The sequence below is a fragment of the Microbacterium sp. NPDC057944 genome (assembly GCF_042887445.1).
Classification (GTDB): Bacteria; Actinomycetota; Actinomycetes; order Actinomycetales; family Microbacteriaceae; genus Microbacterium; species Microbacterium natoriense.
The window spans coordinates 675,800-701,734 of sequence record NZ_JBHVPJ010000001.1; the positions used below are offsets into that span (position 1 = coordinate 675,800).

Genomic DNA, 25,935 nt, shown 5'->3' on the forward strand with positions numbered 1-25,935 from the left:
TCGCCCCGCGGCGCCGCGGGGGGCACACCAGGGCCCCCCCCCCCCCCCCCGGAGGCGCCACTTCTTGACCCCTCAACGCGAGCGCGAGCGCGTCAACGCGAGCGCGCGCGAGCGAGCGAGGGAGCGAGGGAGCGGGCGTCAGTCGACGACCCAGCCCAGGCGGTCGCCGTTCTGCTCGAGCCAGGCGTCGACGGCATCCGCTTCCTTGCCCTCGCCGTACTGGTTGACGACGAGGTCTTCCAACGAGCCGTACTGCTCGTCGTCCAGACGGATCTTCTCGATGAGCGCTGCGGCCTCGGGGAACTCCTTCGCGAAGCCCTTCGTGCCGAGGAAGTGCAGCCCCTCGGCCTCCCCCATCGCGCCCTTCGGATCCTCGAGATCCTTCACGGGGAACGCGTCGTTGGCCCAGAAGGGGCGCCACAGCGTGACCACGATGTCCTCCTGCTTCTCGGTCGCGGCCTTCAGCTCGGTGAGCATGGCCGCGGTCGAGGAGGTGAGCAGCGAGTACTCGCCGTCGAGCCCGTAGGCCGACAGCATCTTGACCGTCTGCTTCGTGAGGCCCGCACCGGGCTCGATGCCGACGATCTTGCCGCCGAAGTCCGCGCCCTTGCCCGCGAGGTCTTCGATCGAGTCGATGTCGGAGTACTCCGGCACGGCGATCGTGAGCTTCGCGTTGTCGTAGTACGCGCCGAGGTCTTCGATCGAGTCGGCGTACTTGGTCATGTACTCGGCGTGCGTCAGCTCGGGCCAGGCCGACGGGTAGAGGTCGACGTCGCCCTGAGCGAGCCCCGCGTAGAGCGGCCCCGCCTCGGTGAGAGTCTTCATCTTCACGTCGTAGCCGAGCTTGCCGAGCTGGTCCTGCAGCAGGTACGCGGTGCTGAGGCCGTCGGTCCAGCTGGGCAGGTACCCGAGCGTGATGGTGCCCTTGTCTCCCGTGCTCTGCCCACCGGTCGACCCGCCGCCGGTGAGGCCGCTGGTGCCTCCGGCGCCGTCGGTCGCGCAGCCGACGAGGGCGAGGGATGCCGCGGCGACGAGGGCCGCGGAGATGAGGATCCTGTTCTTAGGCATTCTGCAGCTCCTTCTCTTCGGCGGGCGTCTCGGGCTCAGCGGCGCTTCCGGCTGCGGATGCCGCGTCGGCGCTCTCGGCGGAGCGGCGGTGGGCCAGCATCCAGAGCAGCGACGAGGGGTTCTGCCCCAGCGAGCCGAGGGAGGCGGTGACGCGGTCGAGGAAGACGGCGATGAGCACGACGCCCAGACCGGCCTCGACGCCCTTGGCGATGTTGACGGTGGAGATCGCCTCGACGACCATCTTCCCGAGGCCGTCGGCCCCGGCCATACCGGCGATCACGGCCATCGAGAGGGCCAGCATGATCACCTGGTTCACTCCGGCGAGGATCGTCGGCATCGCGAGCGGAAGCTGGATGCCGCGCAGGATCTGCGCGGGGGTCGCGCCGAAGGCCTGACCGGCCTCGACGGTCTCGGAGTCGACCCCGCGGATGCCGAGCTCGGTGAGTCGCACGCCAGGGGGCAGGGCGAAGATGACGGTCGCGACGAGACCCGGCACCACGCCGATGCTGAAGAACACGATCGCGGGGATCAGGTACACGAACGCGGGCATGGTCTGCATGAAGTCGAGCACCGGCTTCAGCACCGCGCGCACGGTCGGGTTGCGGGCCGACCAGATGCCGAGCGGGATCGCGATCAGCACCGCGACGATCGCGGCGACGAGCACCAGGGCCAGCGTCTGCATGGCGGGCACCCACAGGCCCATCGCGACGATGAGGCCGAAGGAGATCACGGTGCCGATGGCGAGCTGCCAGGAGCGCACGAGCCACGCGATGAGGGCCGCCACGGCGATCACGACGAAGAAGTACGGCAGCAGCAGAAGGTACGTGAGGCCCTCGACGAGCGACGTCACGACGAACGAGACGACTCCGAGGAGGCCGTCGAGGTTGTCCTTGATCCAGTCGACGGCGGATTCGACCCACGTGCCGACGGGGAGATGGAAGTTCATCGGGTGGCCTCCTCGGCGCTGTCATCCGTGCGTTCGAGTCCGCGCTCCACGACGGGGAACGTCGCGGGCTCCGCGGTCCAGCCGTCGTCGAGCACGGCGTCGATCTCGGCCTGCGGCATCGGCATGAGCGGCAGGGTGAGTTCGCCCGTCGCGCCGGGGCCGGGGCCCAGGGCGGCGAGGAGGGTGACGCGGGGGATGACCCCGACCAGGCGGCCGGCGGAATCCGTCACCGCGAGCGGCACGGGGGACTCGACCGAGGGGATGAAGAGGTTCATCAGCACCTCGTCCTCGTTCACGGCGAGCGGCACCGGCTTGAGGATCGAGTCCAGCGTGGTGATGCCCTTGCGCACGAGCTTCACGGCGTCGCGGTCGGTCACGATGCCGACGAGCTGGCGGTCGCGGCCGACCACGTACGTCGCCGACATGTAGGCGTCGCGCATCTGGCGCAGCGCCGTGCGGGGGCCGGCGGTGTGCGCCACGACGGGACGAGGGCGCTCCATGACGTTCGCGGCGGTGAGCACACGGGCACGGTCGACGTCCTGCACGAACTGCTCGACGTAGTCGTTCGCGGGGTCGGTGAGGATGTCCTCCGGTGTGCCGATCTGCACGATGCGGCCGTCGCGCATGACCGCGATCCGGTCGCCGAGGAACATCGCCTCGTTGAGGTCGTGCGTGATGAACACGATCGTCTTCTGGAGCTTCTGCTGCAGTTCGAGCAGCTGCTCCTGCATCTCGCGGCGGATCAGCGGATCGAGCGCGCTGAACGCCTCGTCCATCAGCAGGATGTCGGTGTCGGCGGCGAGCGCGCGGGCGATGCCGACGCGCTGCTGCATGCCGCCGGAGAGCTCGGAGGGCAGCTTGTCGCCCTGGCCTTCGAGACCCACGAGGGTCAGGATCTCCTCGGCCTTCGCGAGACGCTCGCCCCTGGGCATCCCCTTGAGCTCCAGCGGGTAGGCGACGTTCGCGGCCACCGTTCGGTGCGGGAGCAGGGCGAAGTGCTGGAACACCATCGAGATGCGGTCGCGGCGGATCTCCCGCAGCCGCGAGGCCGGGATGCCGGTGATCGGGTCTCCTGCGACGATGACGCTGCCGTCGGTCGCCTCGTGCAGCCCGTTGAGCATGCGGATGATGGTGGACTTGCCGGAGCCGGACAGCCCCATGATGACGAAGATCTCACCGCGGTTCACGGTGAAGCCGGCGTCGATGACGGCGGCGGTTCCGGCGTCGACCACGTCGGTGCGGCTCTCTCCGGACTTCAGTCGACGGACGGCCTGGTTCGGATTCTTCCCGAAGACCTTGTACAGATGGCGCGCTTCAAGTGCGATTTCGGACACGTTTCCCCCGCGGCGCGCCCTGTGGGGCGAGCCCGCTTCGGTTACGCCCGGGTGACGTTCACGGGGCCGTTTCGAGTGCTTCGCTGTGGCGGCGCTGGCGAGGGATTTCGGATCCCTCGCAGAGAACATCGACCGTACGCCCGCGCCTCTTCGCAGCACAGCACATCGAAAGAAGGACGCGGCCGCGGACTGATCTTGGGCCGTCAGGCCCTCAACCCAACCTAACGAAATGGCCGGTCAGGGGCAAATCCGCAATTCTGATCACTGTTCGGTTTCGTCGGCTGACCGGGGGATTGAACGGGGTGGACGAGTATGGTCTCCCCCATGAGGATCTGGCTGTCGGCGTGGGAGTGGTCGTGCTGCGGAGAGCCGTTCGAGACCGGTTCGGAGGTCACGCTGGGCGTCAGCGCAGAGGTCGGAGAATGGTTCGAGAAGACCCTGGGCGAGGTGTTCGCGAGCGCCCTCGACGGCGTCGAGATGCACCACGAAGACGATCCGCTCCCGCAGGTCACGGGGATCGTGACGAGCATCGCAGTAGTCTGGCGGCGGCACGAGGACGGCGGCCGGATCTCCGATCCCGTGAACCTCGACCCGATCCCGCGGGTCCCCTGGCGCGAGGAGGGACGAAGGCCCGCCGGCTACCTCGTCGACCTGGACGTCTCACACTGATCGCCGACGCCGCCCGCCGCGCCCGCGATCAGTCGGGCAGCAGCCGTTTCGTGAGCGCCTGAACGTCGCCGTCGAGGCCGTCCAGCCGGTGCTCGACCCGATCGAGCCGCTTCTCGATGCCGACGAACCGACGATCCACCTCGTCGAAGCGCCGATCGACTTCCTCGAACCTTCGATCCACCTGCTCGAACCGATGATCCACGCTCTCGAACCTGACGATCATCTCCGTCTGCAGGCCCTCGATCTTCGTGTTCACCGTGGCAAACTGCGCGGAGATCGTGCGCATCATCAACTGCGTGGACAGCGCGATCGTTCCGGTGAGGGCTGCGGCGAGGATGCCGAGCGCGGTCCATATCTGAGGTTCTGTCACGGTGAGCACCTTTCCATCCTCCGGGCTGAGGGCTTCAGATTGCCAGCCATCGAAGTGAGGGAAAGTCCCTGTCAGCGCAGAATTCCGGATGCTGTGGAGAACTCGCGGGACGGCTCGATTGTGAAGGAGGAGTGGGGCGCTCTGCAGAGAGCGATCAGCGCCGGATGCTGCGGGTCACCGTGAACTTCGGGGTGCGCAGCACCTGCTCCGTCTCGCCGATCAGCCGCGACAGCTCCGCCCGGTATCCGAGGGAGGAGTTGTACACGGTCCACAGCTCGCCGCCGGGGCGCAGCATCCGCGCCGCCGCCTCGAACAGCCGGGTCGCCGCCCCGGTGTGGATGCTGGCGCCGAGGTGGAACGGCGGGTTCAGCAGCACGACGTCCGCGCTCGCATCGGCCAGAGCCGAACCGGCATCGTCGTGGGTGACCGTGATGCGGTCCACGAGCGCGTTCGCCTCGACGGTCGCTCGCGCCGACGCCACGGCGGACGCCGAGCGGTCCGTCGCGATCACCCGCGCCCCCGGATGGGCGAGCGCGTAGGAGACCGCGAGCACGCCGGTGCCGCAGCCCAGGTCGATCACGGTCGGCGCCCCGTCCAGAACTCCGGAGATCGGCGCCGAAAGTGACGCATCACGGCTCTCCGGGGCCCCTGTCGCCGTGCTTCTCCGGAGTTCTGGAGCCGCATCGGCGAGCGCGTCGAGCAGCACACGGGTACCGATGTCGATCCGGGAGCCGGCGAACGCCCCGCCGTGCGCGACGACCGTGAGGCCGCCGTGCACCATCGACACCGGGAACGGCGCGGCCGCGGGAGCCGGCAGCGGCGCCGAGGCCACGATCAGCCGGGACTTCCGCTCCGCCCGCTGCGGCTGCACCTCCGCGAAGCGCCGAGCGAGCACGTCGTTCTGCGCGAGGGTCATGTGCTTGACCCGCCCTCCGGCCACCAGAACGGCGTCGGGCGCGGCCCAGCGGGCCACGGCATCCGTGATCTCCTCCAGCTCCGCGAGCGCCTTGGGCAGCTGCAGCAGCACGAGCCGCGCGCCGTCGAGCAGCGAACGGTCGAGCTCGTGCGGCGCGAAGCCGCTCAGCCCCAGCTCCTCGGCGTTGCGCAGCAGGGCGCGCCGCCCCGTCGCGAGGTCCTGGTGCACGCGCACGCCGGTGCGACCGGCATCCGTCAGCGCCAGCGTGATCGCGCCGTACTCGTCGCCGATGACCGCGATCTCCTCGCCGGGGATGCCGAGCGCGAGCGCTCTTTCCACGAGCAGCAGGTCGGTGGCGTCGTGGGCCTGGAGGTTCTCGGCCTCGACGTCGGGCCATCGCCGCAGGCGGTCGTAGGGGAAGTCGGGCACCTCCCCACGATACGCGGCCGTCGCCTACCCGACCTCGCGGGCGATGCGCGCGGCCGTGCGCTCCAGCAGCGGGATGCGGTGGGCGAGATCGTCGAGGTCCTGCACCATCCGGATCGCGGTGAGCGACAGGGCGCCGACCACGCCCATCGCGGTGCGGATCGGCACGGCGACGCAGTTCACGAAGTCCTCGAACTCGGCGTCGTCGACCGCCCATCCGCGGGCCGAGATGACGTCGAGCTCGGCGTCGAGGGCGGAGCGCGAGGTCAGCGTGCGCGCGGTGTGCGCGGTCCAGTCGGTGCCGGCGAGCACGGCATCCCTCCTGTGCTCGTCGAGATCCGCGAGGATCGCCTTGCCCACCCCCGTGCAGTGCGGGAGCACGCGCGATCCGATGCGGGAGTACATCCGCACACCGCCCTGATCCTCGACCTTGTCGACGTAGACGATGGTGTCGTCGATGAGCGCGGCCACGTGCAGCGTGTTGCCGACGACCTCGTGCAGCTCGCGCAGGTGCACGGACGCCGCCCTGCGCAGGTCGAGGTTCTCGAGCGCGATCTGGGCGAGCGAGACGAGGTGGAACGCCAGCACGTACGCCCCGTCTGCCCGTCGGCGCACGTACCCCACGTCCTCCAGGGTCTGCAGCTCGCGGAACATGGTCGAGCGGTGCAGACCGAATTCGGTCGCGAGCTCCGCCACGCTCTTCGGCCTCGCCGCGATCGAGTCGATGATGAGGGCGGCCCTGCGCACGCTCTGAGACACGGCGGGGCCTAGAAGAAGGTCCGCACAAGCTCGACCACGCGGTCGTCCTCAGCGGACGCGACGACGGGCAGATAGTGCCACTTGTCGAAGGCGGTGCAGGGGTGGGAGAGACCGAGACGGACGACGTCGCCGATGCCGACCCCGGCATCCGTCAATCGCAGGAAGGTGTGCTGGTCGTTCATCGACGACACCGTCGCACCGGCGAGCGGGGCGAGGGCCGCCCCCGGGTCGGCGGCGACACCCTGCGGCGTCGGCAGCCCCTCGTCGAACGGCAGGTCGCGCTTGCCCCCGTCGAGCAGCGCGAGCCCCGGCTCGGGGTGCGAGACGACGCGGGTCCAGCCGTGCATGGCCGAGCGCAGGATGCCGTGCTCGCCGTCGTACGTCTCGTCGAGCGGGGAGATGCCCCGGTAGAAGCCGTCGTCGTGCACGATGTAGGCGCCGGAGCGGAGGGTCCAGCGGGTGCGCTCCCCACGGGCGATGGCGGGCGCGTAGACCTCGGCCACGAGGTCGAAGTACGCGCTGCCTCCGGCCGTCACGAACACGTCGCCCTCGTCGTCGTAGAGGTCGGCGAGGGAGTCGTGCAGCGCGATCTGGTCGCCGAGGTAGCGGCGCACGGCGGCGAGCGCCTCCGGCGAGCGGTCGTGCCCGAGGCTGCCCTCGTAACCGGCGACCCCGGCCAGCCGCAGGACGTCGGATGCCGCGATCAGCCGTGCGATCTCGCCGGCCTCGTCGAGGGTGCGGGCGCCGGTGCGACCTCCGGGCGCTCCGAGCTCGACGCACACGTCCACGCGGCGGGGCACGCCGATCTCGCGCAGGGCGCTCTGCATCCGCTCCACCGTGTCGACGGAGTCCGCCCAGCTGAGGAAACGGAACTCCGGGTCTGCCAGCTCCTCGGCGAGCCAGCGCAGCGAACGGGGGTCGACCACGGCGTTCGCGAGCATGATCTCCTCGAGGCCGAAGGTGCGCGCCGCGCGCACCTGATCCATGTTCGCGAGGGTGATGCCGGGGCATCCGGCGTCGAGCTGGCGCTGCCAGAGCGCAGGGGCCATCGTCGTCTTGCCGTGGGGCATCAGCTCGAGCCTCCGCTCGCGCGTCCAGGCGGCCATGACGTCGACGTTGCTGCGCATGGCGCTGTCGTCGAGCGCGATGAGAGGGGTCCAGAACTCGGAGAGGCGTGGCGCGGTGGCGAGGAACGCGTCGACGGTCATCCCGAACGCGCGCTCCGGGATACCCTTGTCTCTGGCCGAGAGGCGCTCAGCGCCGAGTCCGTCGAGCAGCAGTCGCTGTGCCATGGGTTCCTCCTCATACGGGTTCTGCGTCGAACCTACCCCCGGATGCGCCGGTGTGCACATGCTGCAACGCTCGTTGCGGGGACTGCACACGCTCGACATCATGGCACTCATGACCCCTGCCGCCACGCCGGCCCTGATCGCGATCGGGGAGACCATGCTCCTCGTCACCCCTCGCGACGCGACCCCCCTCGCCGACGCCGACGACGTGCGCCTGAGCATCGGGGGTGCCGAGTCGAACGTCGCCGCCCACGTCGCGATCCTCGGCGAGAGCTCCGCCTGGGTGAGCCGCCTCGGGGACGAGGTGCTCGGGCACCGCGTGCACCGCGCCATCGCATCGCGGGGCGTCGACACCCGCTGGGTCGGGTTCGACGCGGATGCCCCCACCGGGGTCTACTTCAAGGATCCAGGCAGCGGCGTGCGCTACTACCGTGCGGGATCCGCCGCCTCGCGCATGACGCCGGACTCCGTCGCCGCCGTGCCCCTCGAAGACGCGCGGATCGTGCACGTCTCCGGCATCACCCCCGCGCTCTCCGCGAGCTGCGCGGCGATGATCGAGGCCGTGATCACGCGGGTGTCCGCGAGCCCCGCCCTGCTGAGCTTCGACGTGAACCATCGCGCCGCGCTGTGGTCGGCATCCGATGCCGCCCCCGCGCTGCTCGCCCTCGCGAACCGCGCCGACATCGTGTTCGTCGGCCTGGACGAGGCCGAGACCCTGTGGGGATGCCGCACCGCCGCCGACGTGCGCACCCTCCTGCCCTCCCCCGCGCATGTCGTCGTGAAGGACGGCGACGTGGGTGCGACGGAGTTCTCCGCCGACGGCGTCGTGTTCGCACCGGCCATCCCGACCGAGGTCGTGGAGGCCGTCGGCGCGGGAGACGCGTTCGCCGCGGGGTACCTGGCCGGGATGCTGCAGGGTCGGTCTCCGCAGGAGAGCCTGCGGGCAGGGCACGAGCGCGCGCACCTGGTGCTGCAGTCGACCGAGGACGTAGTCGGCGCCGCGCAGACGGATGCCATGGGCTGACCGCCCGCGGTCGATGACGAGAACGGCCGCCCCCGCGGCCCGTGAGAGAAGAGACCGGCTGCCGCGGCGGCCGCGACGAGAAAGGGAAGACGATGGACAACTCCGGTTTCGAGGAGCTCTTCGGCGGCGCGCGGCTGATGGCGATCCTGCGCGGCATGGGCGTCGAGCGCAGCCTGGCGGTGTCGACGACCGCGTGGGACCTCGGCATCGACATGGTCGAGCTGCCCATCCAGACGCCGGAGGACCTCGAGGCGCTGCGCGCGGTCGCGGCGGCGGCTCGCGAACGGGGCAAGATCGTCGGCGCCGGCACCGTGGTGTCGCTCGAGCACGTCGCCCAGGCGACCGCGGCGGGCGCGTCCTTCACCGTGAGCCCCGGACTCGACCTCGAGGTCGTCCGGGCATCGCACGAGGCCGGGATGCCGAGCATGCCCGGCGTCGCCACGGCGAGCGAGGTGCAGCTCGCCCTCAAGGCCGGGCTGACCTGGGTGAAGGCGTTCCCGGCATCCGTGCTCGGGACGCCGTGGCTCACCGCCATGCAGGGCCCCTTCCCGCAGGCGAGGTTCGTGACCACGGGCGGCATGAACGCCGCCAACGCCGGCGACTACCTGAAGGCGGGCGCGAGCGTCGTCGCCGTCGGCACCGCGCTGGAGGACCCGGCGCAGCTCCCCCTCCTCGCCGCTCTGCTCGACGGCTCGGACTCCTGAGCCGCCGCACACCCCGACAACGCCTCCAGAGAGCCTCCCCGACGCCTTCGCCGGGGAGGCTCTCTCGCGTGAGACCTACCCGGCCGTGAAGGAGATGTTCGACGAGTACCAGGTGGTCAGCGCACGTTCGGCGTCTTCGCGAGCGCGATCGTTCTCGCGCTCGCCGGCCGAGGTCAGGTACGCCGGATCCTCACCGACCGAGTGCGCCGTGTCGTCAGGCTGATTCTCTCGAGACATGCCCACACGATACGTCGACAGGTCGGTCGCTGTCACGAGATCGAAGGAGGATGCAGCTTCACGCGACCTCTTGACACACCTCCCGGTTGCATGGTTACCTAGTCAAGTAACTAACCCACCAACCATCGGAGGACTCGTGATCGAAGAAGGCAAGCCCCTCTTCCTCCAGATCGCCGAGCAGATCGAGGACTCGATCCTCGACGGCTCGCTGGCCGAGGAGTCCCAGGCGCCTTCGACGAACGAGCTCGCCGCGTTCTACCGGATCAATCCGGCCACCGCAGCGAAGGGAGTCGCAATGCTCACCGACAAGGGCGTGCTGTACAAGCGCCGCGGCATCGGCATGTTCGTCGCCGCCGGCGCGAAGGACCTGCTCCTCGGGGAGCGCCGTTCCGCGTTCGCCGAGCGCTACATCGACCCGCTCCTCACCGAGGCCCGCACGCTCGGCCTCGACGCCACCGACCTCGCGGCACTGCTCGCCGAGCGCGCCGCCCGCACCGAAGGGAACCCCGCATGACCGCGGTCATCGAGGTGCAGAACCTCACCAAGAGATACCGGGACAAGAGGGCGCTCGACGACGTGTCGCTGTCGCTCGAGCCCGGCGCGATCTACGGCCTCCTCGGCCGCAACGGCGCCGGCAAGACGACGCTCATGTCGATCCTCACCGCGCAGAACTTCGAGACGTCCGGCTCCGTACGGGTGTTCGGCGAGCACCCGTACGAGAACGCCCGCGTGCTCGGTCGGATCTGCTTCGTCCGCGAGGGGCAGAAGTACCCCGACGACGCGACGCCCCGGCACGCGTTCTCGGCCGCACGCCTGTTCTTCCCGCACTGGGACCAGACGCTCGCCGACCGGCTGACCGCCGAGTTCCAGCTCCCGCTGAAGCAGCGCATCAAGAAGCTCTCGCGAGGGCAGCTCTCCGCCGTCGGCGTGATCATCGGCCTCGCCTCGCGCGCCGAGCTCACGTTCTTCGACGAGCCCTACCTCGGTCTCGACGCCGTCGCCAGGCAGATCTTCTACGACCGGCTGCTCGAGGACTACGCGGAGCACCCGCGCACCGTCATCCTGTCGTCGCACCTGATCGACGAGGTCTCCAACCTCATCGAGAAGGTCATCGTGATCGACAACGGCCGGATCATCCTCAACGAAGACACGGATGCCGTGCGCGACCGCGCCGTCACCGTGGTCGGCGACGCCGCCAGAGTCGACGCCTGGGCCGCCGGCCGCGAGGTCCTTCATCGCGAGGCGCTCGGGAGGGTCGCCTCCGTCACCACGCTCGGCGAGCTCAGCGCCGCTGATCGGGCGGGGGTCGCCGCCGCCGGCCTCGACCTCGCCCCGGTATCGCTGCAGCAGCTCGTCGTGCGGCTCACCCAGCGCGGCGACGTCACCGCCGCCGAGAAAGAGGAGGTGCGCTGATGCGACGCACACTCAACGTCGTCCGTCTGCAGATGATCAACCGGCAGACCTTCATCTGGACGCCGCTGATCATCCTGGTCGGGGCGACCCTGCTCTCGATCCTCGTGTACGCGATGATCCCGGTCGACACCCCGAAGTACGGCGGCGCCGGGCAGGCGCCGCTCTGGTACTTCATGGCGATCGGCATCGGGGCGATGACCTACACCTTCCCGTTCTCGCAGGCGCTGAGCATCACGCGCCGGGAATTCTTCCTCGGGACGATGCTCACCGCGGTGCTCGCCAGCGCCCTCATGGGGGTGCTGTTCCTGATCGGCGGCGGCATCGAGGTGCTCACGCACGGCTACGGCGTGAACGGCTACGTCTTCTACCTGGACTGGCTGTGGGAGGCCGGCCCGCTCGGCGCCTTCGTGGTCTACTTCACGCTCGCCCTCGGCCTCTTCGTGCTCGGCTTCACCGGGGCGACGATCTTCAAGACCTGGGGGCTCACCGTCCTCACGATCTCGTGGGTGGCCGTGGCGCTGCTGCTCGTCGGTCTGGGGTTCCTGGCGACGAAGCTCGACTGGTGGGGCGGCTTCTGGGAGGGCGTGATGACCCTCGGGGCCCTCGGCCTCGCGCTCTGGGGCCTCGTGGTCACCGTCGGCCTGATGGGGATCTCGTTCCTCGCCTTCCGGAGGGCGCTCCCCTAGACGATCGGAGGACGGATGCCGCGGCTGCACGAACACGTGCGGTCGCGGTATCCGCGTTTCTGCGCGCGAGGGGTCAGATCGCGTCGTCGGCGGCCAGGAGGTCCATCTGCCAGGCGCGGCCGTCCGGATCGTCCTGGTCGTGGGCGTCGACGGCCTCGGTGATGACCTCGTCGATCCGCTCCAGCAGGGTGCTGAACTCGTCGGTCGTGAGACGCACCACGCGCTGCACGAAGGCCGCGTGCACCCCGGTCGCCCGACCGGCGACGTACTCGGGGGTCCACTCGACCACGCGTCGCATCATGTCCTGATGGTCCTCGGCGAGCGAGCGGATCATGACGCTGCCGAGGGCCTCGTCCGGCACCGGGCTCTCCGGGCCGCCGAGGTTCAGCGCCAGCTTGCGCCCGACCCAGACCCGGTCGCGTCGATCGCGCGCATGCTCGGGGGCCTCCTCGATGAGTCCGGCATCCGCCAGCACCCGCAGGTGGAAGCTCGCGCTGTTCGGGGCAATGCCGAGCTCCGCGGCGACATCAGCGGCCCGCAGGTGGTCGCGGCGCGCGAACAGGGCGATCATCTGCCGTCGCAGCGGGTTCGCGTACGCCTTGAGCATGTCCGACGTCATCCAGACCGGATCGACGCGCTTCTCCTCGCTCATCACGTCAGTGTATCCGCATCCACAGTTGCGCAATAGGAGTTGCGCAACTTCTCTTGCGTAACTATCGTGTGAGCATGACCACCGTGACCGCGCCCCACAGGCTGTGGCAGAACACCCGCTACCTCACCTGGCTCCTCAGCGACACGAGCAAGGGGCTCGCGGCATCCCTCTTCGGATTCGCCGTCCCGCTGCTCGCGCTCATCATCACGAACGACCCCGCACAGGCGGGCATCATCGGCGGCGCGGGCATGGTCGCGCGGCTGCTGACCACCCTCGCGGGCGGGATCCTGGCCGACCGGCACCGCCGCTTCCTCCTCATGCTCATCGGCTCCCTGCTCGGCGTGCTGCTGTCGGCGGCCTTCATGCTCCTCGCCCTCGCCGACGCGCTCACCTTCTCGACGCTGCTCGTCATCGACGTGCTGCTCGCCGCCCGCAGCGGACTCTTCGACGTCGCCGGCGAGAGCGCCATCAAGGAGATCGTCCCCGACGAGGCGATGGGCCGCGCGCAGGCCGCGAATCAGGGACGGGATGCCGCCCTCCAGCTCGTCGGAGGACCGCTCGGCGGCCTCCTGCTCGGCGTCGGCGGGTGGCTGGTCGGCGCGGTGATGGCGGCGTGCCACCTGGCCGCGGCCCTCACCGCATGGATGCTCCGCCGGGGCGCGCGTCGCGACGGGATCGCCGACACCGGCGCGGACGCAGAGTGGGAGAGGGGAAACCCGGACGAGGTACGCGGCGGGCGGCGTGTCGAGGTCGGACACGCGGATGCCGACGCGGATGCCCTGGGTCTTCCCACCGCATCCGCAGGTCATCCGGCATCCGCGAGTCAACCGGCATCCGTCGCGAAGACGACCGCGTGGACGGAGTTTCGCGAGGGCTTCTCGTGGCTGCTCTCGCGCCCCGACCTGCGCGGCGTCCTGTTCATCACCACGATCATCAACCTCGGCTTCAACGCGGCGATCACCACGGTGATCTACTCGCTGCAGCAATCCGGATACTCCGCGGTGTTCATCGGCACACTGTCGGCGGCGCTGGGCGGAACGATGCTGCTCGGCGCCATCGTGGCCCCGATGCTCGTCCCCCGGATCAGCGCGGGAACGCTGACGATCGTGAGCCTCGCATGCGCGACCGCGGGCATCGTCGCCATCTCGATGATCACCGAGCCCTGGCTGATCGTCGGCGTGCTCGCCGCATCGGTGTTCCTGCTGCCCGCGCTGAACGCCGCGCTGATGGGCTACTTCATGGTCGCCACCCCGTCGCGGCTGCTCGGCCGGGCCAACAGCGCCGCCGCCGTGCTGGGCATGGGAGCCATGCCGCTCGCCCCGCTCATCGCCGGCTTCGGACTCGCGTCGGCCGGACGCGAGTGGACCGTCATCGCGTGCGCCGTGCTGTGCCTCGTGGCCGTGGCCCTCGCCGTCGGCAACCGCGCGCTGCGGGCGCTCCCCACCGAGTCCGGCTGGACCGCGCACGCGAAGCAGTTCGAGTAGAGCGCACCGCGCCGCACCTGCGGGAGACTGGAGCGGACCGAAGGGGACGCTCATGACACGACGATGGCGGGATGCCGTGCTCCCGACGATCGGCCTCGTCGCCGCCGCGGTCGCCGTCAGCTGGACGATCACGTTCTCGGTGCCGGTCGTGGTGCCGACGGCATCCGACACCGCCGATGTCGCCTTCGGCTGGCCGCTCCCCTGGTACCACCAGGATCTGTCGCGCTTCGCCTACGCCGACCACCCCGTCGAGGTCACGGTCGTCGGCGACCGCGCAGACCCGGTGCCGACGAGCGTCGACTGGCTCGCCTTCTCGGGGAACGTCGCCCTCACGTCGCTCGTGCTGTGGCCCATCGCCCTCGTGCTCATCCGCGGCCTCGCGCGGCTGGTCCTGCGCGCGCGGGAGAACGACGCGCCGACGGGAGAGACTTGACCCTGACACTGTGGAAGAAGGGATAACGGAAGCATGTTATCCATCGGAGCCTTCGCGCAGATCGGCCAGGTGACCCACCGGATGCTTCGGCACTGGGACACCGCCGGTCTGCTCGTTCCCGCCCACGTGGACGAGTTCAGCGGCTACCGCTCGTACGACCCTTCGCAGCTGGAGAGGCTGCATCGGATCGTCGCGCTGCGCCAGCTCGGCTTCGGCCTCGACGACATCGCGCTGATCCTCGAACAGGGGATCGACGCGGAACGGATCGCGGCCATGCTGCGTCTGCGTCGCGCCGAGGTCGAGGAGGAGCACCGGGTCGCGGCCGCCCGACTCGTGGACGTGGAGCGGCGGCTCCATCTCATCGAAAGCGAGAACCAGATGTCACAGGTCGAGATCATCGAGAAGCCCCTCCCCGCCGTGCGGCTCGCCGCGCAGACGGCATCCGTGCCCGAACACGAGGTCGGCTCCACGGTCGGCCCCCTGTTCGAGAGCCTCGAGAACGTGCTCGGCGACGAGTGCGGCGCCCTGTCGACGCCGATCGCGCAGTACAGCCTCGGCGAGGACGGCATGGACATCACGGTCGGCTACGCCTACGGCGGCGAGCGCCGCGACGGGTTCGAGCTCGTCGACCTCCCCGCCGTCGAGCTCGCGATCTGCGGGGTGCACCTCGGCGCGATGGACCGCATCAGGGAGACCTGGAGCGCGGTGCACGCCGAGATCATCGCCCGGGGCTACGTGCCCAGCGGACCCTGCCGCGAGCTCTACGTGCGCGCCGTGTCGGAGGATCAGTCCGACTGGGTCACCGAGCTGCAGCAGCCCGTCGAGCGCCCGTGACGTGTCGGGTCAGAGTGCGCCGGTGAGGGCGGCCACTCCCACCAGCACCGACACCAGGGCGAGCACGAGAGCGATGCCGATGAGCACCGCGTGCACCCGAAGGAACGCAGTGGGGCGGCCGTCGGCATCCCTCGCCCTCGGGTCCTTCGCGACCCTCTTGTAGAACTGCGGCCAGACGATCGCATTGAACGCGGCGTTGAGGAAGAGGACGACGGCGAGGGGGATCACCCCTCCACGCTAACCGCATCCGTTCGCCGGATGCGCCGCCCGTCCGCGCGGGCAGCGCATCCGGCGACGACGCGTCAGGAAAACAACCGCGTCCATGTATCACGAACCTCTTGCCGCGCTCCTTACAGGTGTGATCACAATGGGACTCATGATCGACGGCGCACCCGACGCCGATCTCGATCCGGCAGCGGACGACGGGGCGGCGCGGTGGCAGCGTGCCGCAGCCTTCTTCGACGCATGGCGAGACGGCGACAGCCGCGCGATGGACGACCTCGTGCGACTGATGACACCTGTGCTCTGGCATGTCGTGCGCGCGTACGGGCTGGAGCGGATGCTCGCCGAGGACGTGGTGCAGACCACCTGGCTCCGTCTCGTGCGCGGGCGCGAGACGATCGCCGACTCGCGCGCCGTCGCCGCCTGGCTCACCACCACGGCGCGGCGCGAGGCGTGGAAGGTCGGCAAGGCCCACGGCAGGGTCGACACCACAGAGCCGGAAGACCTCGACGCCCTCCTCCCCGAGCAGTCCTCCGCCGAGGACCATGCGGCGACCGGCGACGAGAACCGCCGCCTGTGGGCCGCGGTGCGCGTGCTCGACGACCGCTGCCAGCGTCTGCTGCGCGTCGTGGCGTTCGACGACCGCCCCGACTACGCCCGCATCGCCGCCGACCTGTCGATGCCGATCGGCAGCATCGGTCCCACGCGCAAGCGCTGCCTCACCAAGCTGCGCGACCTGCTCGACCCTTCGCCGAGGGGAGGCCTCTCGTGAACGAGCACGACGATGCGGAGCTGTTCGCTCGACTGCGGTCGATGTGGTCGGATGTCGACCCCGTTCCCGCCTTCCTGATCGACCGCATGATCGCGGCGGTCGCCACCGACTCCCTGTCGGAGGAGTACGCGCTGCTCACCATCGTGGAGCGCCCGCTCAGCGAGGTGCGCGGAGAAGCGGATGCCCTCACCCTGCAGTTCAGCGACGGCACCACGAGCATCCTGCTGCACGTCACCTCGACCGCGAACGGCCGGCGCCGGGTCGACGGCTGGGTCGACACGGCCGCTGCGGAGATCATGCTCACGCAGGGCGACGCCGTCCGCACGACGGCCCCCTCCGAGACGGGGCGATTCGTGTTCGACGACGTGCCACCCGGGCTCACCCGCGTGCGCCTGTCCACCAGGATCGGCGACGACGTGCGCACCCTGTCGACCCCGCAGTTCGAACTGTGATCCGCTCCGCGCGGGCACGAGACGCGGGCACGCCCGCACCGAGAGGATGACCGATGGATCAGCCCAAGGGATGGACCTGGCAGGACCGAGCAGAAGGGTCGATCCGCCGCGGCTCGGCGCTCGACCCGAACGTCGAGCCGGTGGACGGCATCCGGGCGTTCCCCACCGCGTATCTGCCGGAGCGCCTGCTGATCACGCACGATGACGACAACGGGGCGTACGACCAGGAGGTCAAGACCCTGCACGAGGCCGCCGGGTCGTTCGGCTGGGAGCTCGTGCTCGAGGAGCCGGAGCTGCGACGGGGGCTGACCGCCGAGATCCCGTGGTTCGTGCGCGCCCATCTCACGACACCGGATCAGCCGGTACGAGGAGAATCGCCCGTTCCACCCGACGCCTGGCGGGTCCTGCAGCGCGCCCGCCGGATCTCCCGATCGCGGATGCCGCGGACGAGCCTCGAGCACGTGCTGTCGATCGACCCGGTCGGGCTCAACCCGTTCAGCCACACGAACCCGTTCAGCCACACCAACCCGTTCAGCCACACCAACCCCGCCGGCGGGGAGCGGGGCGGGGGCGGCAGCGACGACTACCTCGCGCCGGGGCGGGGCGCCAGGCAGCCCGTCTCCTGGCTGGGCGCCGCGCCCGCACGCGGGCCCGCCCCGCGCAAGGGGCGGCGGCCGGTCGTCGCGGTGCTCGACACGGGATGCGGGGTGCACGACTGGCTCCCCGACACCATCGTCACCAGGCAGGTCGACCTCGACGGCGTGCCGGTGGGCCTGACCGACGAGGCCGACCCCGAGCGCTACCCCGATCTGTACGGCCAGCTCGACGGCGAGATCGATGCGGTCGCCGGACACGGCACCTTCATCGCGGGGTTGATCCGTCAGGCGGCCCCGGATGCCGACATCCTGTCGATCCGGATGGCCGGAGCGCTCGGAGTGGTCGATGAGAGCACCTTCCTGACCACGCTCGCCCAGGTCGTGGAACTGCTGCGCCGCCACCGCGAGAACCCGAGGACGGGTCATCCGATCGACGTGCTCAATCTGTCGCTCGGCTACTACCACGAGACCCCGAGCGACGGGCTGTTCTCCCTCACGCTGAACGCCCTGTTGACCAGGGCGCGCGAGTTCGGCTGCGTCGTCGTCTGCTCCGCGGGCAACGACGCGATCGACCGACCAGCGTTCCCCGCGTCGCTGTGGGCGTGGCCTGGCGCTGACAACGGCATCCCGACCGATGACGACGCCCCACTGGTCTCGGTGGGAGCGCTCAACCCGTCGTCCCGGTCGGTCGCGCTGTTCTCGAACGTCGGGCCGTGGGTGCGCGTCTACGCCCCGGGTGCCGCGGTGGTGAGCACGTCGCCGGGCTTCGTCGGCGGCGAACAGGCGACCTCCCGCGCCGACGTCGACGGGCTGCGCCGGGAGACGCTCGATCCCGACGACTACCGCGGAGGCTTCGCGATCTGGAGCGGCACCTCGTTCGCCGCGCCGTATGTCGCCGGTCGCATCGCCGCACAGCTCGGGGTCGTCCCCCTCGGCGGTGTGAAGACGGACGCGGCGAGGGCCGCGGTGACGAAGGTGCTCGACGCCCTGCCGGCGCCGTACGACCGCCGCTGACGCGGATGCGCGGGGATCATCCTCGCGCATCCGTGCTCGCGCGCCCTTCCGCACTTCCCCAACCGCCCGCGAGAGGGCCATGCTGGAGGAATGGCCCTGTCTGCGAGCGCACTGCACCGACGCAGCATCGAGGCAGCGAACTCCCGCCAGTTCGGTCGAGCCCGAAAAGACCTGGCCGCGGCATCCGCCCGCACCGACGATGGCGACCTCCGCGCCCGCATCGACGGCACCACGGCGTTCATCCTCGATCAGACCGGTGAGCACGCCGCTGCGGAGAGCCTCCTCCACGAGCTGCTGGGGCGCCCCGGTCTGAGCACGAACACCGTCGCACTCCTCCGGGGCCAGCTGGGCACCCTCCTCATGCACGCGGGCCGTCTGGAGCGGGCGGAGGAGATGCTGTCACAGGCGATCGCGCTTCTCGGCGACGAGACGACCGAGGTCGCGAACCTCCTGATGAATCGGTCGATGGTGCTCATGCAGCGCCATGACCTCGACGGCTGCACGGCCGATCTGCAGCGCGCGATCGCCGTGTTCTCCGCGACCGGCGCCGAGGACGCGCTCGCCCGCGCCCGCCACAACCTCGGCTATGCGGCGCTGCTCGGCGGCGACCTGGTCGCGGCGCTCGCGCTGATGACCCGCTCCCGACCGGCGCTCGCGGCCACGAGCGATCTGGCCGCCGCGATCGGCGATCTCGACCGCGCCGAGGTGCTCCGCGACGCGGGTCTCACGACCGAGGCGGAGGCTCTGCTCGCCGAGGTGGCCGTGCAGTTCGGCGCGCAGCGGATGCGGCAGGCCCGCGGCGAGGCCGAGTTCCACCTCGCCCGCTCGCAGCTGCGGCACGATCCCCGCGCGGCCGAGCGGACGGCGCGCACCGCGGTCCGCCGCTTCACGGCGCTCGGCAGCGACGGATGGGCCACCCGCGCCGAGGCGGTGCGTCTCGACGCACGGTTGCGCGCAGGCGGGAGGACGGACCCTGCGGAGTTCGCGCGCACGGCATCCGCTCTCCGTCGCCGCGGCTTCCGCACCGAGGCCACGGGGCTCACGCTGACCGCACGGCTCGGCGGGCGCGGACGGATGCCGCGCCTTCCGCCCGACGCTCCCACACCGCTGCGGATGCATGCGCAGGAGGTCAGGGCGGTGCGCGCGTCTGCGGCGGGGCGGGATCGCGAGGCGCTGCGCGCGGCCGCCGACGGGCTGGAGCTGCTCACGACGTGGCAGCAGTCGTTCGGAGCGCTCGACCTGCAGGCATCCGTCGCGATGCACGGCGCCGATCTGATGTTCGCGGGGCTCGCCGCCGCGGCGCGCACGGGCGACCCGGCCGTGCTGTTCGAGTGGTCCGAGCGCGCACGGCACCTGAGCCAGCAGGTGGCGCCCGTCCGTCCGCCGCACGACCCTGAGCTCGCCGGCGACCTCGCCGAACTGCGGATGCTGCGCGCCGATCTCGCCGGAACCGACTGGTCGGGTGACGCCAGGGTGCGCGCACTCCGGGCGCGCGTGCGCGAACGGCAGTGGTCGACGACGGGCGTCGGCGGCACCCGCACACGTGTCGAGCTCGCCGACGCGCAGGGACGGATCGCCGACGACACCGCGATCCTCGCCTATGTGTTCACCGGTGCGGAGCTGCAGTGCGTCGTGGTGACGGCATCCGACTCCCGCATCGTGCCGCTCGACTGGCCCGGCGTGCGCGGGGCCCTCGACGGCCTCCGCGCCGACCTCGACGTCGCCGCCCTCACGCGCGGCGGACCGATGGCCGCGCTGGTGGAGCGCTCGCTCGACGAGCGCCTGCGCGTCCTCGACGACGCGCTGCTCGCCCCCGTGCGCGCGGCGGTGCAGGCACGGCGCTTCGCGCTGACGATCCCCGGCATCCTCGCCGGCATCCCCTGGGCCATGCTGCCTGGGCTCTCCGGGGTCCCGTTCACCCTGGCGACCTCGGTGTCGCGCTGGCTCGCCGACCGCCCGACCGCAGACCGGACGCGAGCGCCGAGGGCCGGGTTCGCCGCCGGGCCGCGCGTCCCCCGCGCGGAGGAGGAGATCAGACGGGCGGCCGCGGCGTGGCCATCGGCGACCCTGCTCACCGCCGACGACTCCCGCGTCACGAGCGTCACCGATCTCGCGGGGGAGTCCGACGTGCTGCACATCGCCGCGCACGGACGCCACGCGACGGGCAACCCGATGTTCTCCGGACTCGAGCTCGCCGACGGCACCCTGTTCGGCTACGACGTCGACCTCATCCCGCACGTGCCGGCGACGGTGCTGCTGTCGGCGTGCGAGCTGGGTCGCTCCTCGGTGCGCTGGGGAGAGGAGGCGCTCGGCATGACGCGGGTGTGGCTGCACGCGGGCACCGGATGCGTGATCGCGGCGCCCGTGATGGTGGCGGATGCCGTGGCCGGCGAGCTCCTCTCCGCCGTGCACGAGGGGCTGGCCTCGGGTGCCGACGCCGCGGACGCTCTGGCCGCGGCATCCCTCTCCACCGGGCTGCGCGCCCCCTTCCAGTGCCACGGGAACGGATTCTGAAGATTTTCTCCAATCGCTGTATCAGAACCGGGGGGACCCGCTCCTGATCTACAGAAGGTGCCATGCGAAAGGGCTTCGAGAAGGCGGAGCGCGGGAGGCGCAGTCGAACTGGGGAACCTGTGCACTGGGGAGTGCAGGGATACGACAGGCCACCATCTGCCCGGAGGTGCCGCGGTTGCAACCGCGGCACCTCCTTCATGGGCGCCCGCATGCCGCAGCACAGGGGTCATACGCACCTCACTGCGTTTCGTCTCGCTCCGGCAAGGGAGACGGTCTCGTTGAGCGAGGGAGCGCAGCGACCGAGACGAAACGCCTCACGGTCCCCGCGACCCTGGTCGAAGTCGTACTCACCACACCCGTTTCGTCTCGCTCCGCTCGCTCAACGACCCGCGGGGAGGGGAGACCCGGCAGACGCGACTCAGGATGCCGTGATGACCTCGTACCCGGCGGCGCGCAGCGCGGCGACGGCGTCGACGTCGGCGTCTTCGTCGGTCAGCACCACGGGGAACAGCTCCACCCCGCCGACGCTGGCGAAGGCCGTGACGCCGAGCTTGCTGCCGTCGGTCACGACGACCGCACGGCGCGCACGCTCGGCCATCATCCGGTTCACCGCGGCCTCGCGCTCGTCCTGCGTGGTGGCGCCGGCCGCGGCATCCATCCCGTTCACGCCGATGAACGCGAGATCGAGCCGGACGCCGCGGAGCAGCTGCTCCACGAAGGGGCCGACGAGCTCGTAGGTGCGCGAGTGGATCACCCCTCCCGTGACGACCACCTTGATGTCGGGGCGGGTCGCGAGCTGAGCCGCGATGTTGACCGCGTTCGTGACGACCGTGATGCCGCCGCCTGCGGCGAGGTCCTCCCGTGCGGCGATGGCCGCGGCGATCGCTGTCGTCGTCGTCCCGCCCGAGAGCCCGACGACCATGCCGGGCATGACGAGAGCGGCGGCCGCCTGGGCGATACTCTCCTTCTGCTGCGTGCGGAGGTGGCTCTTGTACCGGATGGGCAGCTCGTAGGCCACCGCCTGGGCCACCGCTCCGCCGTGCGTGCGGGTGAGCAGCCGCTGCTCCGCGAGGCTGTCGAGGTCGCGGCGGGTGGTCGCCGGCGATGCGCCGAAGCGCTCGACAAGCTCCTCGACCGTGACCTCGCCGGCGTCGGCGAGCAGGTCGAGGATAGCGTTGAGACGGGCGGCGCGCTTCATGTCACCATCCTGCCCGACCCGGCGCCGCGGTCGTCCTCACGATTCCAGGGCGAACAGCCGGAGCATCCGCGCGGCCTCGTCGGCCAGCGCCTCGCGCGCGGGCTTCAGGTACTTGCGCGAGTCGACGAGCGTCTCGTCGGCGGCGAGCGTCGACCGGACGGCCCTGGTGAAGAAGCCGTTCAGGTGCGTCGAGACGTTGATCTTCGTCATGCCTGCGCGCACGGCGTCGGCGATGACGGCATCCGCCACACCCGAGGAGCCGTGCAGCACCAGGGGCACGGAGAGCGCGGCGTGCAGACGGGCGATGAGGTCGAGGTCGAGGGATGCCGAGCGGTCGAGCATCGCGTGCGAGGAGCCGACCGCCACGGCCAGCGCGTCGACGCCCGTCGCCTCGACGAAGGCCCTGGCCTCGTCGGGGTCGGTGCGGACGCCGGGCGCGTGCGCGCCGTCCTTTCCGCCGACCTCGCCCAGCTCTCCCTCCACGTAGACGCCCGCGGCGTGCGCGCGTGCGGCCACCGCCGCGGTGAGGGCGACGTTGTCGTCGTAGGGGAGGGCGCCGCCGTCGAACATGACCGAGCCGAAGCCGAGGGCGATCGCCTCGTCGACGAGCTCCGGACGCTCGGCGTGGTCGAGGTGGACGGCGACCGGAGTCGATGAGCGCCGTGCGACCGCGAGCGTCGCGAGCGCAATCGGCTCGAGGGCGCCGTGGTAGTCGGCGCAGTTCTGCGAGATCTGCAGGATCACCGGGAGTCCAGCCAGCTCCGACGCGCGCACCAGCCCCTCGGCGGTCTCGAGGTGGATCACATTGAACGCGCCGATGCCGGTGCCGCGGGTCGCAGCATCCGTCACGAGTTCACGGGCGGAGACGAGGGTCATTCGCGGTCCTTCTGTTCGTACGGGCGCACGCTCAGTCGTGCGTCGAGGTCGGGCCAGGTGTCGGAGATCTCGCCGGCGAGGGGCATCAGCACCGCCGCGGCCGACCAGGAGGTCGCGCGGCGGAGGATCCGCTCGGGGTCGCGCTCGCCCTCCGCGTAGAGCACGGCGCATGCCGCGACACCGGCGTCGCCGGCGCCGGTCGGGTTGCCGGCGAGAGGCGCGTCGAGGCGGGCGTGCACGACGTCGGATGCCGTCACGGCGAGCATCCCGTCGGCCCCCAGCGACAGCAGCACGAGCTCCACGCCGCGCGCGATGAGCGAGCGGGCGCCCTCGACGGGGTCGGCGATGCTCGTGGCGTCGACGAGCTCCGCGGCGTTGGGCTTGAGGACGGACGCTCCGGCATCCGCCGCCTGCAGCAGCGCGGGGCCGGAGGTGTCGACGATGACCGGCACCCCGGCGTCCCGGCCGACGCCGATCAGGAGCGGGAGGAGCGTGCGGGGAGCACCGGGCGGAAGGCTCCCCGAGATCACCAGGACGTCGGCGGCGGGCAGCCGTTCGACGACCTCGGCGAGCAGGGCGCCCCATTCCTCGTCGGTCGGGTTGACGCCGCGCTCGTTGACGACGGTGGTGTCGCCGAGGTGCTCGTCGACGATCGCCACGCTCTGCCGCGTGGGTCCGGCGACCTGGACGAGCGCGTGGGGCACTCCGGAGAGCACGAGCTCGTCGGCGAAGTCGGCGCCCGCCCTGCCGCCGACCGTGGTCACGGCGACGACGTCAGCGCCCTGCGCGTGCGCGACTCTGGCGACGTTGAGGCCCTTGCCTCCGGCGCGTGCGGCGCCGGCATCCGCCCTGTGCGTCTCGCCGACCGTGAGGCGGTCGACGCGCCAGGTGAGGTCGAGCGCGGGGTTCGGGGTGACCGTGAGGATCATACGAGCTCCCTCGCGCGCAGCGCGGCGCCGATCAGCCCCGCGTTTCCGGAGAGCTCGGCGGGTACGAGCTCGGGCAGGCGGTGGAAGCTCAGTCGTGCGGCGAGTCGCGAGCGCAGTTCGTCGAACAGCGCCCCGCCGGCGCGCGACAGACCTCCGCCGATCACGACGGCCTCGGGCGCGACGACCGCGGTGAGTTGCGCGAGCGACATGGTCAGCGCGTCGAGCGCGGAGTTCCAGATGTCCGCTGCGATCTGGTCACCGGCGGCCGCGCGGGCGATCACGTCCTTCGCGCCGTCCGGCGTGACGCCGGTGGCTTCACGGTAGCGGCGGGCGATGGCTCCGGCCGAGGCCACGGCCTCCAGGCATCCGCGGGCGCCGCACGCGCAGATCGGACCGTCGGCGATCGGGGAGTGCCCGATCTCTCCGGCGTACCCGCCTGCGGTGTAGGGGACGCCGCCCACGAGGAGGGCGCCCGCGATGCCGGTGCCGATCACGAGGACGACGGAGTTCGCATAGGCGCGGGCGCCGCCGAGGCGGTGCTCCGCCCAGCTCGCGGCGCGCACATCGTGGTCGAAGCCCACGGGGAGACCCAGCTCCGCGGCCGCGAGGTCGCGGATGGGCGCGTCGTGCCACCCCAGGTTGCTGGCGAAGACGCCGAGCCCGGCATCCGCGTCGACGATGCCGGGAACCACGAGGCCGACCGCCTGCGGCACCACGTCGGGGTGGTCGGCCGTGAGCTCGGCGGCGAGCACGCCGAGGCGCTCGATCAGCACGCCGGTGCGGTCACCGTCGGCCACCGGCGTCGGCGTGCGGCGGAGACCTCGCGCGATGCCGTCGGCGTCGAACAGCGCGGACTTGATGTCGGTGCCGCCCACGTCGAACGCGAGCACCGGCGCCCCCTGTCCGAGCGACCGCACCGAGGCGAGTCGCTCGCCGGAGGCGTCCTTCACGACATCGGGTACGGGTGCGGTGTCGCTCGGATCAGGGGAGGCCATCATGCATCCAGGATGACGGAACGCGAGAGGTTGCGGGGCTGGTCGGGGTCAAGCCCGCGCACGACGGCGCGGTCGAGGGCCACGCGGTGCAGGCGCACGAGGTCGGCCATCGGGTCGATCGGGTTCTGCACGAAACGCGCCCCCGTGGCCTCGACCTGCGCCGCGAGCCCTTCGGGGGCCTCGCCGAACTGCCAGGTGACGCGGCCGGGGGCGGCGATCGCGATCGGGCCGTGGCGGTAGTCCATCGACGGGTACGACTCGGTCCACGACTGCGAGGACTCGCGCATCTTCAGCGCCGCCTCGTGGGCGAGGCCGATCGTCCAGCCGCGTCCGAGGAAGGAGTACTGGTCGGCATCCCGCAGTCCGTCGTCGTCGACGCCGGCGAGCACGCCCCTGGCGTCGTCGATCGCGCTGGTGAGGTCCTCGCCGAGCGAGGCGCGGAACAGTGCGAGGGCGGTCGTGGCGAAGCGGGTCTGCACGACCGACTTCTCGTCGGCGAACGGCAGCAGCACGGCCTCGTCGACGAGCGACACCAGCGGCGAGGTGGGGTCGCCGATCACGCCGACGACGGGGACGCGGCCCTTGATCTTCTCGACGAGCTCGAGCACCTCGGTGGTCGTGCCGGAGCGGGTGAGGGCGACGACCGCGTCGTAGTCGCGGTCGATGAACGCCTCGGATGCCGCGAACGCGTCGGTCTCGCCGAGGCCGGCGTTCTCGCGCAGCGCGGCGTAGGACTGGGCGATGAACCAGGAGGTGCCGCATCCGACGACCGCGATGCGTGCGCCGGCCGCCGGGAGGAGCGCCTGCTCGTCGCGCAGATCGGCCGCCCGCGCCCAGGTGTCGGGCTGCGAGTTGAGCTCTTCGCGCATGTGCGCGCCGGGCAGAAGTTCGGTCATGATCGACCCCTCCAGAGGAAAGTTTGCGTGATTGTGATTGTTTGAAGCTTGATTCGATCATAGTATGTCGTCAAAGAAGATCATTGCAAGGTTCTTCTTGATTTTGTTTGTTCTCCTGACAAATAATCGAACAAGTTCCACCGCCTCTCCGCTGATCCCGTCGACGAAGAGGTCGCCCAGAGCCCATCCGGCTCACATGGTCCCCCTTCCCGCAAGATCGGGGATCA

Annotated in this window: 28 protein-coding genes; 13 read left to right on the forward strand and 15 right to left on the reverse strand. The window is 70.9% G+C overall.

Annotation, left to right across the window (positions count from 1 at the left end; all coding sequences use genetic code 11):
- Window positions 1-138 precede the first annotated feature (138 nt).
- Genes ACFVRO_RS02990 through ACFVRO_RS03000 form a run of 3 tightly spaced genes read right to left on the reverse strand, consistent with a single transcriptional unit; the run spans window position 139 to window position 3,348 of the window.
- Complete coding sequence (locus ACFVRO_RS02990) at window positions 139-1,068, reverse strand: glycine betaine ABC transporter substrate-binding protein (RefSeq protein WP_386949079.1); 930 nt, start codon at window positions 1,066-1,068, stop codon at window positions 139-141.
- Entirely contained in the window at window positions 1,061-2,014 is a 954-nt protein-coding gene (locus ACFVRO_RS02995; RefSeq protein WP_386949080.1) for an ABC transporter permease, read from the reverse strand. The genes ACFVRO_RS02990 and ACFVRO_RS02995 overlap by 8 nt, the downstream gene beginning before the upstream one ends.
- Window positions 2,011-3,348 (reverse strand): glycine betaine/L-proline ABC transporter ATP-binding protein, encoded by a 1,338-nt coding sequence (locus ACFVRO_RS03000; RefSeq protein ID WP_386949083.1) that lies wholly within the window; start codon window positions 3,346-3,348, stop codon window positions 2,011-2,013. The genes ACFVRO_RS02995 and ACFVRO_RS03000 overlap by 4 nt, the downstream gene beginning before the upstream one ends.
- A 324-nt stretch (window positions 3,349-3,672) precedes the next feature.
- On the opposite strand from ACFVRO_RS03000, the gene ACFVRO_RS03005 reads away from it, so the two are divergent.
- Window positions 3,673-4,017, forward strand: coding sequence for a DUF6578 domain-containing protein (locus ACFVRO_RS03005; RefSeq protein WP_386949086.1), 345 nt, complete (start codon window positions 3,673-3,675; stop codon window positions 4,015-4,017).
- A 28-nt stretch (window positions 4,018-4,045) separates the two neighbouring features.
- Here the strand turns inward: ACFVRO_RS03005 and ACFVRO_RS03010 are convergent, their stop codons facing one another.
- The 4 genes from ACFVRO_RS03010 to ACFVRO_RS03025 form a co-directional block, all read right to left on the reverse strand.
- Window positions 4,046-4,387 (reverse strand): hypothetical protein, encoded by a 342-nt coding sequence (locus ACFVRO_RS03010; RefSeq protein ID WP_386949088.1) that lies wholly within the window; start codon window positions 4,385-4,387, stop codon window positions 4,046-4,048.
- Window positions 4,388-4,541: 154 nt separating this feature from the next.
- Complete coding sequence (locus ACFVRO_RS03015) at window positions 4,542-5,732, reverse strand: class I SAM-dependent methyltransferase (RefSeq protein ID WP_386949091.1); 1,191 nt, start codon at window positions 5,730-5,732, stop codon at window positions 4,542-4,544.
- A gap of 24 nt (window positions 5,733-5,756) precedes the next feature.
- Window positions 5,757-6,488, reverse strand: a complete 732-nt coding sequence (locus ACFVRO_RS03020) for an IclR family transcriptional regulator (RefSeq protein ID WP_386949093.1) — start codon at window positions 6,486-6,488, stop codon at window positions 5,757-5,759.
- Window positions 6,489-6,496: 8 nt separating this feature from the next.
- Window positions 6,497-7,780 carry an alanine racemase gene (locus ACFVRO_RS03025; protein ID WP_386949096.1) on the reverse strand — a complete coding sequence of 428 codons (1,284 nt, stop codon included), beginning with the start codon at window positions 7,778-7,780 and terminating at the stop codon, window positions 6,497-6,499.
- 100 nt (window positions 7,781-7,880) lie between these two features.
- Between ACFVRO_RS03025 and ACFVRO_RS03030 the strand changes: the two genes are divergently transcribed.
- Complete coding sequence (locus ACFVRO_RS03030; RefSeq protein WP_386949098.1) at window positions 7,881-8,801, forward strand: sugar kinase; 921 nt, start codon at window positions 7,881-7,883, stop codon at window positions 8,799-8,801.
- A gap of 92 nt (window positions 8,802-8,893) precedes the next feature.
- Window positions 8,894-9,505: a bifunctional 4-hydroxy-2-oxoglutarate aldolase/2-dehydro-3-deoxy-phosphogluconate aldolase gene (locus ACFVRO_RS03035; RefSeq protein ID WP_344013563.1), complete on the forward strand. Its 612-nt coding sequence runs from the start codon at window positions 8,894-8,896 to the stop codon at window positions 9,503-9,505.
- A gap of 75 nt (window positions 9,506-9,580) precedes the next feature.
- Here ACFVRO_RS03035 and ACFVRO_RS03040 read toward each other — a convergent pair whose 3' ends face one another.
- Window positions 9,581-9,742 carry a hypothetical protein gene (locus tag ACFVRO_RS03040; RefSeq protein ID WP_223587381.1) on the reverse strand — a complete coding sequence of 54 codons (162 nt, stop codon included), beginning with the start codon at window positions 9,740-9,742 and terminating at the stop codon, window positions 9,581-9,583.
- A gap of 136 nt (window positions 9,743-9,878) precedes the next feature.
- Here ACFVRO_RS03040 and ACFVRO_RS03045 point away from each other — a divergent pair, with 136 nt between their 5' ends.
- From ACFVRO_RS03045 to ACFVRO_RS03055, 3 genes are read left to right on the forward strand one after another with little or no spacing between them, the layout of a single operon-like run.
- Window positions 9,879-10,256, forward strand: coding sequence for a GntR family transcriptional regulator (locus ACFVRO_RS03045; RefSeq protein WP_105675753.1), 378 nt, complete (start codon window positions 9,879-9,881; stop codon window positions 10,254-10,256).
- Complete coding sequence (locus tag ACFVRO_RS03050) at window positions 10,253-11,155, forward strand: ABC transporter ATP-binding protein (RefSeq protein WP_386949101.1); 903 nt, start codon at window positions 10,253-10,255, stop codon at window positions 11,153-11,155. Before ACFVRO_RS03045 ends, ACFVRO_RS03050 begins: the two co-directional genes overlap by 4 nt.
- Window positions 11,155-11,841 (forward strand): hypothetical protein, encoded by a 687-nt coding sequence (locus tag ACFVRO_RS03055; RefSeq protein WP_386949103.1) that lies wholly within the window; start codon window positions 11,155-11,157, stop codon window positions 11,839-11,841. The genes ACFVRO_RS03050 and ACFVRO_RS03055 overlap by 1 nt, the downstream gene beginning before the upstream one ends.
- 73 nt (window positions 11,842-11,914) lie before the next feature.
- On the opposite strand, the gene ACFVRO_RS03060 is transcribed toward ACFVRO_RS03055, so the two are convergent.
- On the reverse strand, window positions 11,915-12,493 hold the full coding sequence (locus ACFVRO_RS03060) for a helix-turn-helix domain-containing protein (RefSeq protein ID WP_223587383.1): 579 nt from the start codon (window positions 12,491-12,493) through the stop codon (window positions 11,915-11,917).
- A gap of 74 nt (window positions 12,494-12,567) precedes the next feature.
- Between ACFVRO_RS03060 and ACFVRO_RS03065 the strand changes: the two genes are divergently transcribed.
- From ACFVRO_RS03065 to ACFVRO_RS03075, 3 genes are read left to right on the forward strand one after another with little or no spacing between them, the layout of a single operon-like run.
- Window positions 12,568-13,977: an MFS transporter gene (locus ACFVRO_RS03065; RefSeq protein ID WP_386949106.1), complete on the forward strand. Its 1,410-nt coding sequence runs from the start codon at window positions 12,568-12,570 to the stop codon at window positions 13,975-13,977.
- 52 nt (window positions 13,978-14,029) lie between these two features.
- Window positions 14,030-14,410 (forward strand): hypothetical protein, encoded by a 381-nt coding sequence (locus tag ACFVRO_RS03070; protein WP_386949109.1) that lies wholly within the window; start codon window positions 14,030-14,032, stop codon window positions 14,408-14,410.
- A 33-nt stretch (window positions 14,411-14,443) separates the two neighbouring features.
- Window positions 14,444-15,244: a MerR family transcriptional regulator gene (locus tag ACFVRO_RS03075; RefSeq protein ID WP_105675763.1), complete on the forward strand. Its 801-nt coding sequence runs from the start codon at window positions 14,444-14,446 to the stop codon at window positions 15,242-15,244.
- 9 nt (window positions 15,245-15,253) lie between these two features.
- Here ACFVRO_RS03075 and ACFVRO_RS03080 read toward each other — a convergent pair whose 3' ends face one another.
- Complete coding sequence (locus ACFVRO_RS03080; protein WP_105675765.1) at window positions 15,254-15,472, reverse strand: SCO4848 family membrane protein; 219 nt, start codon at window positions 15,470-15,472, stop codon at window positions 15,254-15,256.
- Between the two features lie 148 nt (window positions 15,473-15,620).
- On the opposite strand from ACFVRO_RS03080, the gene ACFVRO_RS03085 reads away from it, so the two are divergent.
- The 4 genes from ACFVRO_RS03085 (at window position 15,621) to ACFVRO_RS03100 (ending at window position 20,814) form a co-directional block, all read left to right on the forward strand.
- Window positions 15,621-16,238 (forward strand): RNA polymerase sigma factor, encoded by a 618-nt coding sequence (locus ACFVRO_RS03085; protein WP_258132631.1) that lies wholly within the window; start codon window positions 15,621-15,623, stop codon window positions 16,236-16,238.
- Window positions 16,235-16,690, forward strand: coding sequence for a hypothetical protein (locus ACFVRO_RS03090; protein WP_386949112.1), 456 nt, complete (start codon window positions 16,235-16,237; stop codon window positions 16,688-16,690). The genes ACFVRO_RS03085 and ACFVRO_RS03090 overlap by 4 nt, the downstream gene beginning before the upstream one ends.
- 53 nt (window positions 16,691-16,743) lie before the next feature.
- Window positions 16,744-18,300: a S8 family serine peptidase gene (locus tag ACFVRO_RS03095; protein ID WP_386949115.1), complete on the forward strand. Its 1,557-nt coding sequence runs from the start codon at window positions 16,744-16,746 to the stop codon at window positions 18,298-18,300.
- Window positions 18,301-18,390: 90 nt separating this feature from the next.
- Complete coding sequence (locus ACFVRO_RS03100; protein WP_386949118.1) at window positions 18,391-20,814, forward strand: CHAT domain-containing protein; 2,424 nt, start codon at window positions 18,391-18,393, stop codon at window positions 20,812-20,814.
- A gap of 418 nt (window positions 20,815-21,232) precedes the next feature.
- On the opposite strand, the gene ACFVRO_RS03105 is transcribed toward ACFVRO_RS03100, so the two are convergent.
- Genes ACFVRO_RS03105 through ACFVRO_RS03125 form a run of 5 tightly spaced genes read right to left on the reverse strand, consistent with a single transcriptional unit; the run spans window position 21,233 to window position 25,708 of the window.
- The gene (locus ACFVRO_RS03105; protein WP_344013585.1) at window positions 21,233-22,012 is read right to left on the reverse strand and encodes a DeoR/GlpR family DNA-binding transcription regulator; all 780 of its coding nucleotides are present in this window, start codon (window positions 22,010-22,012) and stop codon (window positions 21,233-21,235) included.
- Window positions 22,013-22,048: 36 nt separating this feature from the next.
- Entirely contained in the window at window positions 22,049-22,888 is an 840-nt protein-coding gene (locus ACFVRO_RS03110; protein ID WP_386949121.1) for a ketose-bisphosphate aldolase, read from the reverse strand.
- The gene (locus tag ACFVRO_RS03115) at window positions 22,885-23,817 is read right to left on the reverse strand and encodes a 1-phosphofructokinase family hexose kinase (protein WP_386949124.1); all 933 of its coding nucleotides are present in this window, start codon (window positions 23,815-23,817) and stop codon (window positions 22,885-22,887) included. Before ACFVRO_RS03115 ends, ACFVRO_RS03110 begins: the two co-directional genes overlap by 4 nt.
- On the reverse strand, window positions 23,814-24,815 hold the full coding sequence (locus ACFVRO_RS03120; protein ID WP_386949127.1) for an ROK family protein: 1,002 nt from the start codon (window positions 24,813-24,815) through the stop codon (window positions 23,814-23,816). Before ACFVRO_RS03120 ends, ACFVRO_RS03115 begins: the two co-directional genes overlap by 4 nt.
- Window positions 24,812-25,708, reverse strand: coding sequence for an SIS domain-containing protein (locus ACFVRO_RS03125; protein ID WP_105675782.1), 897 nt, complete (start codon window positions 25,706-25,708; stop codon window positions 24,812-24,814). Before ACFVRO_RS03125 ends, ACFVRO_RS03120 begins: the two co-directional genes overlap by 4 nt.
- Window positions 25,709-25,935: the final 227 nt, after the last annotated feature.

What these genes read in the sequence shown, in the direction of transcription:
- ACFVRO_RS02990 (WP_386949079.1), bottom strand. Translation starts at nt 1,068, where the DNA reads ATGCCTAAGAACAGGATCCTCATCTCCGCGGCCCTCGTCGCCGCGGCA.
- ACFVRO_RS02995 (WP_386949080.1), bottom strand. Translation starts at nt 2,014, where the DNA reads ATGAACTTCCATCTCCCCGTCGGCACGTGGGTCGAATCCGCCGTCGAC.
- ACFVRO_RS03005 (WP_386949086.1), top strand. Translation starts at nt 3,673, where the DNA reads ATGAGGATCTGGCTGTCGGCGTGGGAGTGGTCGTGCTGCGGAGAGCCG.
- ACFVRO_RS03025 (WP_386949096.1), bottom strand. Translation starts at nt 7,780, where the DNA reads ATGGCACAGCGACTGCTGCTCGACGGACTCGGCGCTGAGCGCCTCTCG.
- ACFVRO_RS03030 (WP_386949098.1), top strand. Translation starts at nt 7,881, where the DNA reads ATGGCACTCATGACCCCTGCCGCCACGCCGGCCCTGATCGCGATCGGG.
- ACFVRO_RS03035 (WP_344013563.1), top strand. Translation starts at nt 8,894, where the DNA reads ATGGACAACTCCGGTTTCGAGGAGCTCTTCGGCGGCGCGCGGCTGATG.
- ACFVRO_RS03040 (WP_223587381.1), bottom strand. Translation starts at nt 9,742, where the DNA reads ATGTCTCGAGAGAATCAGCCTGACGACACGGCGCACTCGGTCGGTGAG.
- ACFVRO_RS03050 (WP_386949101.1), top strand. Translation starts at nt 10,253, where the DNA reads ATGACCGCGGTCATCGAGGTGCAGAACCTCACCAAGAGATACCGGGAC.
- ACFVRO_RS03055 (WP_386949103.1), top strand. Translation starts at nt 11,155, where the DNA reads ATGCGACGCACACTCAACGTCGTCCGTCTGCAGATGATCAACCGGCAG.
- ACFVRO_RS03060 (WP_223587383.1), bottom strand. Translation starts at nt 12,493, where the DNA reads ATGAGCGAGGAGAAGCGCGTCGATCCGGTCTGGATGACGTCGGACATG.
- ACFVRO_RS03065 (WP_386949106.1), top strand. Translation starts at nt 12,568, where the DNA reads ATGACCACCGTGACCGCGCCCCACAGGCTGTGGCAGAACACCCGCTAC.
- ACFVRO_RS03070 (WP_386949109.1), top strand. Translation starts at nt 14,030, where the DNA reads ATGACACGACGATGGCGGGATGCCGTGCTCCCGACGATCGGCCTCGTC.
- ACFVRO_RS03075 (WP_105675763.1), top strand. Translation starts at nt 14,444, where the DNA reads ATGTTATCCATCGGAGCCTTCGCGCAGATCGGCCAGGTGACCCACCGG.
- ACFVRO_RS03085 (WP_258132631.1), top strand. Translation starts at nt 15,621, where the DNA reads ATGATCGACGGCGCACCCGACGCCGATCTCGATCCGGCAGCGGACGAC.
- ACFVRO_RS03095 (WP_386949115.1), top strand. Translation starts at nt 16,744, where the DNA reads ATGGATCAGCCCAAGGGATGGACCTGGCAGGACCGAGCAGAAGGGTCG.
- ACFVRO_RS03100 (WP_386949118.1), top strand. Translation starts at nt 18,391, where the DNA reads ATGGCCCTGTCTGCGAGCGCACTGCACCGACGCAGCATCGAGGCAGCG.
- ACFVRO_RS03105 (WP_344013585.1), bottom strand. Translation starts at nt 22,012, where the DNA reads ATGAAGCGCGCCGCCCGTCTCAACGCTATCCTCGACCTGCTCGCCGAC.
- ACFVRO_RS03110 (WP_386949121.1), bottom strand. Translation starts at nt 22,888, where the DNA reads ATGACCCTCGTCTCCGCCCGTGAACTCGTGACGGATGCTGCGACCCGC.
- ACFVRO_RS03115 (WP_386949124.1), bottom strand. Translation starts at nt 23,817, where the DNA reads ATGATCCTCACGGTCACCCCGAACCCCGCGCTCGACCTCACCTGGCGC.
- ACFVRO_RS03120 (WP_386949127.1), bottom strand. Translation starts at nt 24,815, where the DNA reads ATGATGGCCTCCCCTGATCCGAGCGACACCGCACCCGTACCCGATGTC.
- ACFVRO_RS03125 (WP_105675782.1), bottom strand. Translation starts at nt 25,708, where the DNA reads ATGACCGAACTTCTGCCCGGCGCGCACATGCGCGAAGAGCTCAACTCG.